A 14904-nucleotide genomic window follows, 5' to 3' on the forward strand; every position below is an offset into this window, starting at 1 on the left:
AAGCGGATTCAATCACTCTTTCCCGGACTATAGTTTTCTAATTATCGAGCAGTCGGAAGAAAGGATCGATGGTGACGTCGAACGAAGACCAGATCTCGGGGTACTACAACAAGCTTCTGAAGCGTAATGCAGGGGAGCCGGAATTCCACCAAGCGGTTGCGGAGGTTCTTGATTCGCTCAAGATCGTTCTGCAGAAAGATTCTCACTACAACGACTACGGCCTGATCGAGCGTCTCTGCGAGCCGGAGCGCCAGATCATCTTCCGCGTCCCGTGGATCGCGGACGATGGGGAAGTGCGCGTCAACCGCGGCTTCCGCGTCCAGTTCAACTCCGCGCTCGGCCCGTACAAGGGCGGCCTGCGCTTTCACCCGAGTGTGAACCTCGGCATCATCAAATTCCTTGGCTTCGAGCAGATCTTCAAGAATTCCCTGACCGGCCTGCCGATTGGCGGCGGCAAGGGCGGCTCCGACTTTGACCCGAAGGGCAAGTCCGAGGCCGAGGTCATGCGTTTCTGCCAGTCCTTTATGACAGAGCTGCACCGCCACATCGGCGAGTACCGTGACGTCCCCGCCGGTGATATCGGCGTCGGCGGCCGCGAGATCGGCTACCTGTTCGGTCAGTACCGTCGCCTGACCAACGAGCACGAGTCTGGTGTCCTCACCGGTAAGGGCTTGACCTGGGGCGGATCTCTTGTCCGTACCGAGGCCACCGGTTTCGGCACCGTCTACATCACCAACCAGATGATGCAGGAAAACGGCGAATCCCTCAGCGGTGCCAAGGTGATTGTCTCCGGTTCCGGCAATGTGGCTATTTACGCCATTGCTAAGGCACAGGAGCTCGGTGCGACCGTCGTCGGGTTCTCTGACTCGTCTGGCTGGGTGGAAACTCCCAACGGCGTCGACCTTGAGCTGCTCAAGGAAATCAAGGAGGTCCGCCGCGGCCGCGTCTCCGAATATGCCGAGAAGGTCGACGGTGTGACCTTCCACGACGAGGGCTCCATCTGGGACCTTGAGGCCGATGTCGCGCTGCCGTGCGCGACCCAGAACGAGCTTGAGGGCGCGCACGCTCAGAAGCTCGTCGATAACGGCATCAAGTACGTTGCGGAGGGCGCGAATATGCCGTCCACCGCCGAAGCTATCGAGATCTTCCGTGAGAACAAGATCCACTTCCTGCCGGGCAAGGCTGCGAACGCCGGCGGTGTGGCCACGTCCGCGCTGGAGATGCAGCAGAATGCATCGCGCGACTCGTGGAATTTCAAGTACACGGACTCCCGTCTGAAGCAGATCATGGAAGATATTTTCAGCAACACCTCTGCCACCGCCGCCGAATACGGCCACGAGGGTGACTACGTGGTGGGCGCGAATATCGCTGGCTTCAAGAAGGTCGCCGACGCAATGCTCGCCCAGGGCATCATTTAGGCTGGTTCATTCCAGGTCGGCTTTCTGCCGAGCTATTGCAGGACACGCGCCCCGGCTTGCCGGGGCGTTCGTCGTTTCACCAGTACAGTTGGGCTCATGTACCGCGTATTTGAAGCTCTCGATGAACTGGTCAACACCGTCGAACAGGCCTACGGCGTTCCGATGACGTCGAACTGCATGGTTCCCCGCAACGAAGTGCTCGCGCTTCTCGACGACATCCGTAACGCCTTCCCCGTCGAGATCGACGATGCGCAAGACGTTCTGGATAAGCAGGACGAGATCCTGCGCGGCGCCGAGGACCGCGCGGACGCGATTATCGGCGATGCGGAAGGGGAGGCCCAGCGCCTCGTTACCGATGCCCGCAATGAATCCGATTCCATGTTGAGCGATGCTCAGCAGCGTTCCACCGTCATGGTCGCCAATGCTGAAGAAGATGCCAACAGCACCGTGACCCGCGCGCGGGATGAGGCGGAGCAGATGGTGGAGCGCGCTCGTCGAGAAGCGGAGCGTCTGGTCGCCGACGGTAACGAATCCTACGATCGCTCTGTCGCTGAAGGCCTCCAGGAGCAGCAGCGTCTCGTCTCCGAGGCTGAGGTCACCCGCCGTGCCGACGAAGAAGCGCACCGTATCGTCGAATCCGCGCATGCCGAGTCCAGCCGTCTGCGCGGCGAATGCGACGACTATGTCGACGGCAAGCTCGCCGAATTCGAGGAGACCTTGAGCGGGGTGCTGCGCACTGTCACCTCCGACCGCTCCGCACTGCGTCAGGGTGCTGGCGCGTCGGGCCGCTACGACCGCGGCGCACGCGATATTCGCGTTGAGCGCGTCGAGCGTGTCGAGCGCGATGACCGCGGCGGTTACGCTCGTTAACTCTCCCCGGCCCGCGGTATCGACCGCGATGTATTGTGGGGTGCGTTATGGCTACTAATCCCTTTGTTGTGGACGTGTCGGAAGCCCAGCGTGGCGACGGGCTTCCGGTGACCACCACCTTGACCGGCCCGTCGCCGTCGCGCATCGGCCCGGAAATGATCGCCATCCCCGAAGGCCAAGAGATCACCGTCGAAGCGACCGTGACTCCGCTCGGCGGGGGCGTGCTCGTCGACGCTACGGCGAATGTCCAGCTCCAGGGGCACTGTGTCCGTTGTCTCCGTGAGCTCACGCCCACCGAGGAGATTTCCGTCTCCCAGGTGTTCTCCGGCTCCGACGACTTCATCACGGGAGACGACTCCGGTGAAGAAGACGACGGGTCAGGCGACGATGTCCCGGTGATTGTCGACGACACCGTCAATCTCGAGCAGGCCTTCATCGACGAAGTCGGCCTGAACTTGCCCTTCAACCCGGTGTGCGAGCCCGCTTGCCCGGAAGACTCCGACGTTCCTTCGCCCGACGGTGTCTCCGGCGAACAAAACGACCTTGTGGACCCGCGCTGGGCTGGTCTGGAGAAATTCCTCGGTGGGACCGAATCCGGCTCCGAGAAATAGCTGGGGGTCATGTGCCACGCGCGAAAAAGAACAAGATCCCAGGCGATCAGGCCTTGGCTGAGGCATTCGCGGCTGTCGACCACACGCCGCTGCTGGACAAGCTCGGCGTCGACGTCGAACCGGACAAGCTGCGTCTCGCATTGACGCATCGCTCGTTCGCGAACGAGCACGGCACGCTGCCGAATAACGAGCGCCTCGAGTTCGTCGGTGACGCAGTGCTTGGTCTGACCATTGCGAATGCGTTATTTGAGAAATTCCCCTCGCGTCCGGAGTCGGACTTGTCGCCGATGCGCGCCCGCATCGTGTCGCGCTACGGGCTCGCGGAGGTCGCCCGCGAAATCGGCCTTGGCGCGCACATTCTGCTGGGCAAAGGCGAGGAGACGACCGGCGGCCGCGATAAGGACTCCATCCTGGCGGATACCACTGAGGCAGTGCTCGGTGCCATCTACCGCCAGCACGGTTTCAACCCAACCCGCGACGTCATCTTGCGCCTTTTCGCAGACAAGATCGACAATGCCCACTGGATCCAGGACTGGAAGACGGAGCTCCAGGAACGTGTCGCGGAGCTCGGCGGCAACCCGCCCGTCTACACCGCCACGGCCGAGGGGCCAGAGCACGAGCAAGTCTTTACCGCGCACGCGCTTATCGACGGCACCGACCGCGGCACCGGACGCGGCCACAACAAAAAGACTGCGGAGCAAAACGCTGCCCGCGAGGCGTTCTTCTTCCTCAAAGACCACCCGGAAACCGTCGCATTGCGTAAAGGGTAGGGAAGGGACGTGCCTGAGCTCCCCGAAGTGGAAGTGGTGCGCCGTGGGCTCGACACCCACGTTGTCGGCGCGACATTCGGTGCCGTCGAGGTTTTGCACCCGCGCGCTGTCCGTGGCAATGACGTCGATCTTGCTGAGGTCTTGCCGGGCCTGACGATTACCGGTACTGACCGCCGCGGCAAGTTCCTCTGGCTCACGCTCTCCGACGGCGCCGCGCTGTTAGTTCACCTGCGCATGTCCGGCCAGATGCTCGTCGGAAAGCCTGGTCTCGTCGATAGTCCGCACTTGCGTATCCGTGCGCAACTGTCGTCGGCAAGCGGCGTGCAGGAGCTCGCCTTCGTCGACCAGCGCACCTTCGGTTCGTGGCAGTATGTTCCGCTCACCGCCCCGGACCCTGGTGCTGGCCGACCCGTTCCCGCCACCATCCCTCATATCGCGCCCGACCCCTTCGAGCCCGATTTCGATGTCGTGGCCACCGCTCGCGCAATGCGCAAAAAGAACGTCGCGGCGAAGACGCTTCTTCTCGACCAGTCCGTGGTCAGCGGGATCGGCTCCATCTACGCCGACGAAGCGATGTGGGCCGCCGGCGTGAAACCCACCCGCAAGGGCAAAGCGATGCGCCAGCGCGATTCTGTGGCGGTGCTCGAAGAATCCCGCGCCGTCATGGCTCGTGCGCTTGAAGCCGGCGGAACGAGCTTCGATTCGCTCTACGTCAATGTCAACGGTGCCTCCGGCTACTTCTCCCGCTCGCTCAATGCCTACGGGCAGGCGGGAAAACCGTGTGTGCGCTGCGGAACTCCAATTGAACGCACCGTAGTCAACGGCCGGTCGAGCTACTACTGCCCGGTGTGCCAGACGCGCTGACACACGACATAGCGCCACCAAAAATCGTTGGTGGGCCCCACTGGCATATAGAATTTTCGGCATGGAAAAACTCGAGCTGTTCGTGACGGACATCGTCAACGACAACCTGTGGAAGGTCATCCCGTTCCTGCTTCTGGCGGCGGGTGCCTACTTCGGTCTGCGCACCATCTTTGTTCAGCTGCGCATGGTCCCCGACATGTTCAAGGCAGTGGCGGAAAGCCCGAAGGGCAAAGACCGCGAAGGCCGGGACCTCGATGAGGAATACGGCGGCATTTCCGCCTTCAAGGCGTTCACCATCTCCGCAGCCTCGCGCGTGGGCACCGGCAATATCGCCGGTGTCGCGGTGGCGATCACGATGGGCGGCCCCGGCGCCGTGTTCTGGATGTGGATCATCGCCCTGGTTGGCGGTGCCACCGCGTTTGTCGAGTCCACGTTGGCGCAGCTGTGGAAGACCAAGGACGCCGATGGCAACTACCACGGCGGCCCGGCGTACTACATCACCCGTGGACTCGGTGAGAAGTGGAAGCCCCTGGCTGTCATCTTCGCTGTGGCTATCTCTTTCACGTACGGCTTCATCTACAACGCCATCCAGACCAACTCGATTGTCGAGGCAGTCGGCGGTTCCTTGGGCACCGACTCGAACATGATGAAGGCAGTCGTCGCCGGCATCGTCGCCGTTGTGACCGCGTTGATCATCTTCGGCGGTGTCACCCGTATCGCCAATGTCACCCAGGTCGTCGTCCCGTTCATGGCCCTCGCGTACATCATTCTCGGCATCATCGTGCTCACCGTGAACGCCAGAGAGATCCCCGGCATGTTCACCCTCATCGTCGAGCACGCGCTCGGCTTCAAGGAGATCGCCGGTGCGGCCGTTGGCGCCGCATTCATGAACGGCATGCGCCGCGGTCTGTTCTCCAACGAGGCCGGCCAGGGTTCCGCCCCGAACGCCGCCGCCACCGCGACGGTGTCCCACCCGGTCAAGCAGGGGCTGGTGCAGACCTTGGGCGTCTACTTCGATACCCTCATCGTCTGCTCCATCACCGCGTTCATCATTCTTCTCGGTCCCGCGCCGACGTACGGCGAAGAAGTGCAGGGCGCCGCGCTGACGCAGTCCTCCTTGTCTGACTCGGTCGGCACGTGGGGTGCCCATTTCATCACGTTCGTCCTGTTCTTCCTGGCGTTTTCCTCCGTGATCGGCAACTACTACCTCGCGCAGGCGAATATCGAGTACCTGACCAAGAAGAAATCCGTTCTCACCATTTTCCGTCTCGGCGTGATCGGCTTCGTCATCTTCGGTGCCTTCGGCTCCCTGCCGCTGGTGTGGGCGCTCGGCGACACGATGACCGCCACCATGGTGTTCATCAACCTGATCGCGATCGTCCCGCTCGGCGGCATCGCCTTCAAGCTCCTCAAGAACTTCAGTGAGCAGCGCGCCCAGGGCATCGACCCGGTCTTCCACCGCGATATGCTGCCGGAGCTGAAGAACGTCGAGTACTGGGACGGCTCTGATCCGGTCACCCGCCGCAGCGCAGAAGACCGCATCACCGTCGATGCGGCGCGCCGCGACGGCGCCGCAGAAGACACCGACGAAGGTGGCCTGACCCGCATCTAACGCGGCGAAAGCTAGTGTGGTGCCCATGAGCACCACACGCATGACAGCATTCGTCACCGGCCACGTTCAAGGCGTCGGCTTCCGCTGGTGGACGCGCAGCCGCGCCCTCGAACTCGGGCTGGCCGGTTATGCGAAGAACCTGCGCGACGGCCGCGTGGAAGTGGTGGCGGAGGGGGAGCAGGCAGACGTCGATAAGCTTCTTGCTCTGCTTGAAGAGCAACCCTCGACCGCCAAGCGCCCCGGCGAGGTGCGCGCCGTCGTGCCGCAGTACAGCGAACCGCGCGGCGCGACAGGCTTCGAAGAGCGGTAGGCCTACCGCTTCAATAAGTCCAGAACCAGCGCCGGAAGGCCCATCCGGCGCGTGGCATCCGAAATGTACTCGCGCGCATACGGGTAGATCGCGAACAACCCGGTGGTCTCGGCGAAAGCGTCTAGCGCCTCCTGCGCCGGCTCTGAGTCCATGTGCGGTTCGAAAGCGGCGACGAAGGTGCACTCGACCGAGGCGACCGGCTCCGAATCGTTTCCCGCGTCCACGATGGTGACGGTGAAATCGGCATTGATGAGGAGCAGACCGTTCGTCCCCGCGTCGAGCGAGATGCTTCCCGACGGCGTCATCTCGACGCTCACGCTCAATTGCGCGTCAGGGGAGGGGACCCGCTCGAGGCGCGCGGTCGACTGCACGAGGCGGACGTCGAAGAGATTGCTGGTGCCCGCGATCTCGCCCGCGCGCACCCGAAGTTCCGAATGGTCTTTGGCTTCAGGCATCGCTTAACTCACCTGGATGTCCTGGTAGGAGGGCACCACGCGCAGCGCCGGGCGACGCCCCGACGATGCCGACGGTGCCGCAACCGTCTTCGATACCGAGACATACGGCGATGCCACGCGTGTGACATTGCTGCCCGGCTGATCGACGAGGATGCGCACGCGCGCGCCCGTCGCGCGCGCATAACGCTGAATCGTGGACAGCTGCGGGTCAGTCTCCCCGCGCTCGAAGTCAGATACTGCGGACTGGGTCGTGCCCATGGCAGCGGCCACCTGCTTCTGCGACAGACCAGACTGTTTCCGCCCGTCGCGGAGCGTTTCCGTGACGGCGAGGCGTTCTTCGGCTTCGCTCATCGCAGCGCGCACTTCCGGGTCGTCGAGGAGTTCGTCGAAGTCGAATTCCTCGGAATCGTCCGCGCGGTGCTTGCTGTAGTCGTCGATATTCATGGCAGCTCCTTTGCTATCGGCTGTGACCGATAAAGCACAATTTAATCGCCTCAGACCGATACTGCAATTCACTGCCGCCATCGCTTCAACCGCTTCTCCGCTTTGTCCAGTTCGTACTTCGGTGTTTTCTGCTGGTTCTTGAAGAAGCACGACAAGATAATGAAGTGCACTGGGGTGTCTTGGATGACGATCGCCCGGTAATGGTTATTGCCCACCTGGGCCCGGATCTCATACAGGTCCCCGCGCAGGTGCCGGAGATCGCTGAGCCCAATTTTCGCCTGGGCGAGCTGCTTAATGCGGGCGGCGAGAGCACCCTGGCCCTCTTTCGACAGCGCCTTGAACTCCCGTTTGCTCACGGCTTCCGATTCACCGCCCGGAGCGAACCAACGGATCTGGTTTCTCGGCACTTTTCACCTCCCGCGGAACGTCTCGGCCAGCTTTAGGGCAGAGCTTATAAAACGACCGCGACACAGCCTGCTCGCCCTGCGATGACAGCCCCGAAGGGCGGAGCCGGTTCGGTAATATCAGCACAATGCACCTGACATCGCTGACGCTCAAAGGCTTCAAGTCCTTTGCGTCTGCGACGACGATGAAATTCGAGCCGGGCATCTGCGCGGTCGTCGGGCCGAACGGCTCAGGCAAATCCAATGTGGTCGATGCGCTCGCGTGGGTGATGGGCGAGCAAGGCGCGAAGAATCTGCGCGGCGGAAAGATGGAGGACGTCATCTTCGCGGGCGCGGGGGAGCGCAAGCAGCTCGGCCGCGCGGAAGTGACGCTGACATTCGACAACACGGACGGCCGTCTACCGATCGAGTACACGCAGGTAGCTATCACGCGCCGCATGTTCCGTGACGGTGCCAGCGAGTACGAGATTAACGGCTCCAAAGCGCGCCTGATGGACATTCAGGAGCTGCTGAGCGATTCGGGCATCGGCCGCGAGATGCACATCATCGTTGGCCAAGGCAAGCTCAACGAGATCCTCGAATCCCGCCCGGAGGACCGTCGCGCGTTCATCGAGGAAGCAGCAGGTGTGCTGAAGCACCGCCGCCGCCGCGAGAAAGCGCAGCGCAAACTCACCGGCATGCAGGCGAATCTCGACCGCCTGACCGACCTCACCGACGAGCTGGGCAAGCAGCTCAAACCGCTCGCGCGCCAGGCTGAAGCCGCGCAGCGCGCCGCGACCGTCCAGGCGGATGTCCGCGACGCGCGTCTGCGCCTTGCGGGCCACAAGGTGGTCACTCTCAGGGCATCGCTTGACGACGCCGCCCGTGCCGCCCACCTCCACGCCCAGCACGTCGAATCCGTGACAGAAGAGCTGGCCGAAGCTGAATCGAACCAGGGCGAAGTCGAAAAGCTGCACTCGGTAGCCTCCGCGAATTCGGAACGCGCACAGCAGCTCTGGTTCGGGCTGTCATCTCTTGCTGAGCGCACGTCTGCGACACTGCGCATCGCCACCGAGCGAGCGTCCCACGTCGGCGACACCACCGAATACCGCGGTCAAGACCCCGACGAGCTGATTGCAAGGGCCGAACGAGCTGAGAAGCAGCACGCCGACGCACTCGCCGAATACGACAAAGCGGAAGCCCGCCGCGCAGAGATTGCAGCCCAGGTCGAGGAGCTCGCAGAAAAAGCCCGCGCCGCCGAAGCGGAGCACATGGCGCAGGTCCGCGCGATCGCCGACCGCCGCGAGGGCGTCGTGCGCCTGCTCGCCCAGGAGGAGAGCCAGGTCGCGGCAGTCGAGAGTGCGAAGCAGGAAATTGAGCGCCTTGCAGCCGCTGCCGACGAGACACGCCGGCGTGCCCAGGACGCCGACGCAGAAGCACAGGCCGCCGCCGAGAAGGTCGCCGAGATCGCCCGTGGCCGCGAACCCCTTGAGAATGCCCACGTCCGCGCCGCCGCCGAGGCCGATGCCGCCGAGCAGCGCTTGGAGCAGCTGCGCGCGGAGCAGAAGACACGAGAGAAAACGGTGTATTCGCTCTCAGCGCGCATTGCCACCCTCAGCGAGACCGCCCCTGTCGCTGAGGCCGCCGACGTTCTGGGCGAGACATTCTCTCCCGTCGCCGACCGCATGAAGCCGGAGAAAGGCATCGAGAAAGCGCTCGCCGCGGCACTCGGGCCCCATGCGGAAGCACTCGCAGGCGAGATCGACGAAAGCGTTATTACCGACGACCTCGGCAACGCCTCCCGCGCCGTCGTGGTGGATACATCTGCTGGCGGACAGTCGTGGCGCCTCGAAGGAACCCCGCCGGCCGGAACCACGTGGTTGCTCGACCACGTGAGCCTCAACGATGACGTCGTGGGACCGATCACCCGCATCCTTGTCGATGTGGTGCTCGCCGACGATATCGCCTCCGCGCGCCGGGCGGTTGCCGATGATCCACGTCTACGCGCAGTCACTCCCGACGGTGTCGTTGTCGGCGAAGGTTGGCTCGCCGCGGGTTCCGGTGGCGCTTCGAGCGTGGAGGTCGCTGCCCACATCGAGGCCGCCACGGCGGAACTCGAGCAGGCCCAGGCCGCGCTCGATGAGCTGTCCGGCACCTTCGAAGGAGCGAAGATCGCGGCTGAGGAAGCGCGCGTCGTCGCTGCGTCGGCGAAGGCTGCGCTGAAGGAACACGACGCGCAGGCCGAGTCGTGGAAGCGCGACCACCAGCGCTTGGTCAAACAGGCCGAGCAGGCGCAGAAACAGCACGCCACTTCCGCGAAGCAGGCCAACGAGGCGGATATCCGGCTCAGTGGCCGCGAGAAATCTCTCGCCGAGACCCGCGACCGGCTCTCGCGCGTTGAACGCCCCGATTCCGATGAAGAGGCCGATGCCACTGCACGCGACGAAGCCAATGCCGCGCTGACTAAAGCCCGGTCGCAGGAAATGGAAGCGACGCTTTCTGCCCGTTCCGCCCAGCAGGCGGTGGACAACGTGGCGGGAAAGGGAGCGGCGCTGCGTCGTCAAGCGGAGCACGAGCGACAAGCGAAAGCGCGGCACGACGCGGCGATGGCACGCAAGCGCGCGCAAGCCGAGCTCGCCCAGGCGGTCGCTGAACACGCGCGCGACCTCGCCGCGAAAATCGGAGAATCGCTCGAGCGCGCCACTCAGCGCCGCGACACACTTTCCGCCGACGTGAAGCAGCTCGCCGCGCGCCAATCCCAGGCCCGCGACAAGGTCAGCGCGCTGCGCCAACAGCTCGCCCGCCTCGGCGACACCTCGCACGCCGCGGATATCGCGCGCGAGCAAGCGCAGGTCCGCATCGATGAAGCTGAAGCCAAGATTGTCGAGCAGCTCGGCATCGCTATCGACGACCTGCTCGCCGACTACGCGCCCGCGGAGGACTTCGACGAAGCGGAAGAGAAGAAGCGCCTCAAGAAAGCGGAGAAGGACCTCGCCGCGCTCGGCAAGGTCAACCCGCTCGCGCTCGAGGAGTACAAGGCGCTCGAGGAACGCTACAGCTTCCTATCCACCCAACTCGCCGACGTGGTCCAGGCGAGGAAGGACCTGGCGGGGGTGATCGACGACGTCGATAAGCAAATCCTGCAATTGTTCACCGACGCGTGGCATGACGTCGAACGCGAATTCCCGCGCGTGTTCCAGACCTTGTTCCCCGGCGGCGAAGCGCGTCTGCTGCTCACCGACCCCTCCGACATGCTCACCACCGGCATCGAGATCGAGGCGCGCCCGCCCGGCAAGAAAGTCAAGCGTCTGTCGCTGCTGTCCGGCGGCGAGAAATCGCTCACCGCGCTCGCGATGCTCGTGGCCATCTTCCGCGCGCGCCCCAGCCCGTTCTACGTCCTCGACGAGGTTGAAGCCGCGCTTGACGACGTCAACCTCCGTCGCCTTATCGCCCTCCTCGAAGAACTCCGCGAGGACTCGCAGCTCATCGTGATCACCCACCAGAAACCCACGATGGATGTGGCGAATGTGCTCTACGGCGTCACCATGCGCGGCGACGGCGTGACGCGCGTCATTTCCCAGCGCATGAACCCCGCTCCGCGCGAGACTGCCGACTAGCCGTGCCCCGCCCCGCCAACTGGTGGCACTATGGGGGACATGATGAATTCAACTGTTCTGTGGGTCGTTATCGCCGTCGTCGTGGCGCTGCTCATCATCCTGGGCATCGTCATTGTCGTCGGCAACAACCGGAAAAAGTCGAAGACCGTCTCCTTTGAAAAGAAGGAGCCGGAACAGCAAAAGGAACTCACCCAGCAGGAGAAATCCGGCAACTACCAGGCCAAGGGCGGTTTCAATTTCGCGCCCGCCGGTGCGCCGACAGCAGAGAAAGAGCCAGTGCGTGTCGACGAGCCGTTGAAGCGCGACACCCCCTCCACCTCCGCTAAGGCCGCGGGTGCTGGCGCTGCCGGTGTTGCTGCGGCAGGTGCTGCTGGCGCCGCCGCGTCCGCAAAGCCTGCTGAAACAACGGATTCTTCTGACGTATCCGATACCGCCGATGCCACCGAGACCGAGCAGATCGCACCGGCACCGACTGCCGCGGACGAGGCCGACCCCGTTGAGCTCGGCGAGACCGAGACGCAAGTGATTGAGCCCGATCCGGCTGAGGTTGAGCCGGTCGAGCAGGTTGAGCAGGTTGAGCCGGAGGACAAGCCCGGCGAGATTGCCGGAGCCGACCACCCGGCCGAGTCCGAAGAGTCCTCCGATGTCTTCCAGGCTGACACTGAGGCGGAGGCACAGGAAGCGGCTGAGGCCGCGCGTTCGACTGCCGAGGCCGCCGAGGAAGCACGCGAGCAAACGCCGGCGCCGGAGACGGGTGCAGGCGCGGCCGCGGCTGGGGGAGCAGCTGCTGGTGCAGCTGGCGCCGCCGGTGCTGCGGCAGCTGCCGAGGAATCGCCCGCCGAAGAGACCGAGGCCAGCGTCATCGAGACGGAGCCGGTGCCGGACGAGCAGCTCGACGACATCGAGCCGGCGGCGGGCCGCATCGGCAAGCTGCGTGGGCGCCTGTCGCGCTCCCAGAACGCGATCGGCCAGGGTCTGCTCGGCATTCTCTCCGCGGGCGACCTCGACGAGGACGCCTGGGAGGAGATCGAGGACACGCTGATCATGGCGGACCTCGGTGCGGAACTGACCATGAAGGTCACCGAATCCCTCCGCGAGAAGATCGCCGAGCGCGGCGTGTCCAGCGAGGAAGAAGCTCGCGCCATGCTGCGCGAGACCCTTATCGAGGCGGGCAAGCCGGAATTGGACCGCTCCATCAAGGCGATGCCGAATAACGGCAAGCCGGCAGTCATCCTCGTCGTCGGTGTCAACGGCACCGGCAAGACCACCACGACCGGCAAGCTGGCGCGCGTGCTCATCTCCATGGGTCACAGCGTGGTGCTCGGCGCGGCGGACACCTTCCGTGCAGCCGCAGCAGACCAGCTGGAGACCTGGGGCCGCCGCGTGGGCGCTTCCACCGTCCGCGGCAAGGAAGGCGCAGACCCCGCGTCCGTCGCCTTCGACGCGGTCAAGACCGGTGTGGAGCAGCAGGCTGACGTCGTGCTCGTCGACACCGCAGGCCGCCTGCACACCTCCACCGGCCTGATGGACCAGCTGGGCAAGGTCAAGCGCGTTGTGGAGAAGAAGTCTCAGGTCGACGAGGTTCTGCTGGTGCTCGACGCCACCGTCGGCCAGAATGGCCTGACTCAGGCGCGCGTGTTCAAGGACGTCGTCGAGATCACCGGTGTCGTCCTGACCAAGCTGGACGGCACCGCCAAGGGTGGCATCGTCTTCCAGGTCCAGGAGGAACTCGGCGTGCCGGTCAAGCTCGTGGGCCTCGGCGAGGGCGCGGACGACCTCGCACCGTTCGAAGTTGAAGGCTTTGTCGACGCGTTGCTCGGCTAGAGCACAGGCAATGTGATTCAGGTGGTGGGGAACAGCTAGGCTGGTTCCCACCACTTTTTCGATATTTAAGGGAGCTTTTTCGTGTTCGAGTCATTGTCCGACCGCTTGCAAACAGCGCTCAAAGGTCTGCGCGGCAAGGGCAAACTCACGGAAGAGGACATCAACGCCACCGCCCGTGAGATCCGCATCGCCCTGCTCGAGGCCGATGTCTCCCTGCCTGTTGTCCGCGCATTCATCAAGCGCGTCAAGGAGCGTGCGCTCGGCGCGGATGTCTCGGAGGCGCTGAACCCGGCGCAGCAGGTCATCAAGATCGTCGACGAGGAGCTCACCAATATCCTCGGCGGCGAGACCCGCCGCCTCAACCTGGCGAAGAACCCGCCGACCGTGATCATGCTCGCCGGTCTGCAGGGTGCGGGTAAGACGACGCTGGCGGGCAAGCTCGCCATGCACCTGTCCAAGCAGGGCCACACTCCGATGCTGGTGGCCTGCGATTTGCAGCGTCCGGGGGCGGTGCAGCAGCTGGAGATCGTCGGCAAGCGTGCCGGCGTTCCCACCTTCGCGCCGGACCCGGGCACCTCGCTCGACTCGAGCGAACATGAAATGGGCACCTCCCACGGCGACCCGGTCGCGGTGGCCACCGAGTCGATCGAAGAGGCCCGTCGCACACATGCGGACGTGGTCATCATCGATACCGCTGGTCGACTCGGCATCGATGAGACGTTGATGACGCAGGCGCGCAATATCCGCGAGGCCGTCAACCCGGACGAGGTCCTCTTTGTCATCGACTCCATGATCGGCCAGGACGCCGTCGCCACCGCTCAGGCCTTCGCCGACGGCGTCGACTTCACTGGCGTTGTGCTGACGAAGCTCGACGGCGATGCCCGTGGCGGTGCCGCCCTGTCCATTCGCGAGGTCACGGGCAAGCCGATCCTGTACGCGTCCACGGGCGAGAAGCTCGAGGACTTCGACATCTTCCACCCGGACCGCATGTCCAGCCGCATCCTCGGCATGGGCGACCTGCTCTCCCTTATCGAGCAGGCCGAGGCGACGATGGACCAGCAGAAGGCGGAAGAAGCCGCCATGAAGCTGGGCTCCGGCGAACTGACACTCGAGGACTTCCTCGACCAGCTGCTGATGATCCGCCGCATGGGCCCGATCGGCAACCTGCTGAAGATGATGCCGGGCGGCAAGCAGATGAACGAGATGGCCGACATGGTCGACGAGAAGCAACTCGACCGCATCCAGGCCATCATCCGCGGCATGACGCCGGCGGAGCGCGAGAACCCGAAGATCCTCAACGCGTCGCGCCGCAAGCGCATTGCGAACGGTTCGGGCGTCACCGTCGCCGAGGTCAACCAGCTCGTCGAGCGTTTCTTCGAGGCGAAGAAGATGATGGGCAAGATGGCCAATCAGTTCGGCATGGGCGGAATGCCAGGAATGCCGGGCATGGGCGGCCGTTCCGCGACGAAGAAGAAGCCGAAGGGCCGCAAGGGCAAAAACGGCAAGCGTAAGCCCGCGAAGAAGCGCGGCGGCGGCCCGAAGATGCCAGGCATGCCGGGAATGGGCGGAATGCCGGGAATGCCAGGCATGGATCAGCTCGATCCGGCCCAGCTGAAGAAGATGCAGGAGCAGCTTCCGCCGGGCATGGACGGCATCGACCTGAACAACCTCGATTTCGGCGAAGCCATGAAGCGCATGGGCAAGGGCAAATAAGTCCCGGCCACAT

13 protein-coding genes are annotated in these 14904 nt (G+C 64.1%); 10 read left to right on the forward strand and 3 right to left on the reverse strand.

Annotated elements, in window-relative coordinates; translation table 11 throughout:
* Positions 1–68: 68 nt before the first annotated feature.
* The 7 genes from gdhA (at position 69) to M3G19_RS07125 (ending at position 6455) form a co-directional block, all read left to right on the forward strand.
* Positions 69–1418 (forward strand): NADP-specific glutamate dehydrogenase, encoded by a 1350-nt coding sequence (gene gdhA, locus M3G19_RS07095; RefSeq protein ID WP_396121759.1) that lies wholly within the window; start codon positions 69–71, stop codon positions 1416–1418.
* A 96-nt stretch (positions 1419–1514) separates the two neighbouring features.
* Entirely contained in the window at positions 1515–2288 is a 774-nt protein-coding gene (locus tag M3G19_RS07100) for a DivIVA domain-containing protein (protein WP_259901920.1), read from the forward strand.
* 47 nt (positions 2289–2335) lie between these two features.
* Entirely contained in the window at positions 2336–2899 is a 564-nt protein-coding gene (locus M3G19_RS07105; protein WP_259901921.1) for a DUF177 domain-containing protein, read from the forward strand.
* Between the two features lie 11 nt (positions 2900–2910).
* On the forward strand, positions 2911–3669 hold the full coding sequence (rnc, locus tag M3G19_RS07110) for a ribonuclease III (protein ID WP_259901922.1): 759 nt from the start codon (positions 2911–2913) through the stop codon (positions 3667–3669).
* A gap of 9 nt (positions 3670–3678) precedes the next feature.
* Positions 3679–4533 (forward strand): bifunctional DNA-formamidopyrimidine glycosylase/DNA-(apurinic or apyrimidinic site) lyase, encoded by an 855-nt coding sequence (mutM, locus tag M3G19_RS07115; protein ID WP_259901923.1) that lies wholly within the window; start codon positions 3679–3681, stop codon positions 4531–4533.
* Positions 4534–4594: 61 nt separating this feature from the next.
* Positions 4595–6145, forward strand: a complete 1551-nt coding sequence (locus M3G19_RS07120) for a sodium:alanine symporter family protein (RefSeq protein WP_259901924.1) — start codon at positions 4595–4597, stop codon at positions 6143–6145.
* 25 nt (positions 6146–6170) lie between these two features.
* Positions 6171–6455, forward strand: coding sequence for an acylphosphatase (locus M3G19_RS07125; RefSeq protein WP_210571714.1), 285 nt, complete (start codon positions 6171–6173; stop codon positions 6453–6455).
* Between the two features lie 2 nt (positions 6456–6457).
* On the opposite strand, the gene M3G19_RS07130 is transcribed toward M3G19_RS07125, so the two are convergent.
* The 3 genes from M3G19_RS07130 to M3G19_RS07140 form a co-directional block, all read right to left on the reverse strand.
* Complete coding sequence (locus M3G19_RS07130; protein ID WP_259901925.1) at positions 6458–6910, reverse strand: protein-export chaperone SecB; 453 nt, start codon at positions 6908–6910, stop codon at positions 6458–6460.
* Between the two features lie 3 nt (positions 6911–6913).
* Positions 6914–7354, reverse strand: coding sequence for a helix-turn-helix transcriptional regulator (locus M3G19_RS07135; protein WP_259901926.1), 441 nt, complete (start codon positions 7352–7354; stop codon positions 6914–6916).
* 68 nt (positions 7355–7422) lie between these two features.
* Positions 7423–7710 (reverse strand): type II toxin-antitoxin system RelE/ParE family toxin, encoded by a 288-nt coding sequence (locus tag M3G19_RS07140; protein ID WP_259901927.1) that lies wholly within the window; start codon positions 7708–7710, stop codon positions 7423–7425.
* 176 nt (positions 7711–7886) lie between these two features.
* Between M3G19_RS07140 and smc the strand changes: the two genes are divergently transcribed.
* From smc to ffh, 3 genes are all read left to right on the forward strand, one after another.
* Positions 7887–11354, forward strand: a complete 3468-nt coding sequence (gene smc, locus M3G19_RS07145; protein ID WP_259901928.1) for a chromosome segregation protein SMC — start codon at positions 7887–7889, stop codon at positions 11352–11354.
* Positions 11355–11393: 39 nt separating this feature from the next.
* The gene (gene ftsY, locus M3G19_RS07150; protein ID WP_396121760.1) at positions 11394–13178 is read left to right on the forward strand and encodes a signal recognition particle-docking protein FtsY; all 1785 of its coding nucleotides are present in this window, start codon (positions 11394–11396) and stop codon (positions 13176–13178) included.
* An 81-nt stretch (positions 13179–13259) separates the two neighbouring features.
* Positions 13260–14891, forward strand: a complete 1632-nt coding sequence (ffh, locus tag M3G19_RS07155) for a signal recognition particle protein (RefSeq protein WP_259901929.1) — start codon at positions 13260–13262, stop codon at positions 14889–14891.
* Positions 14892–14904 lie beyond the last annotated feature (13 nt).

Source organism: Corynebacterium sp. p3-SID1194, from assembly GCF_025144155.1.
Lineage (GTDB): Bacteria > Actinomycetota > Actinomycetes > Mycobacteriales > Mycobacteriaceae > Corynebacterium.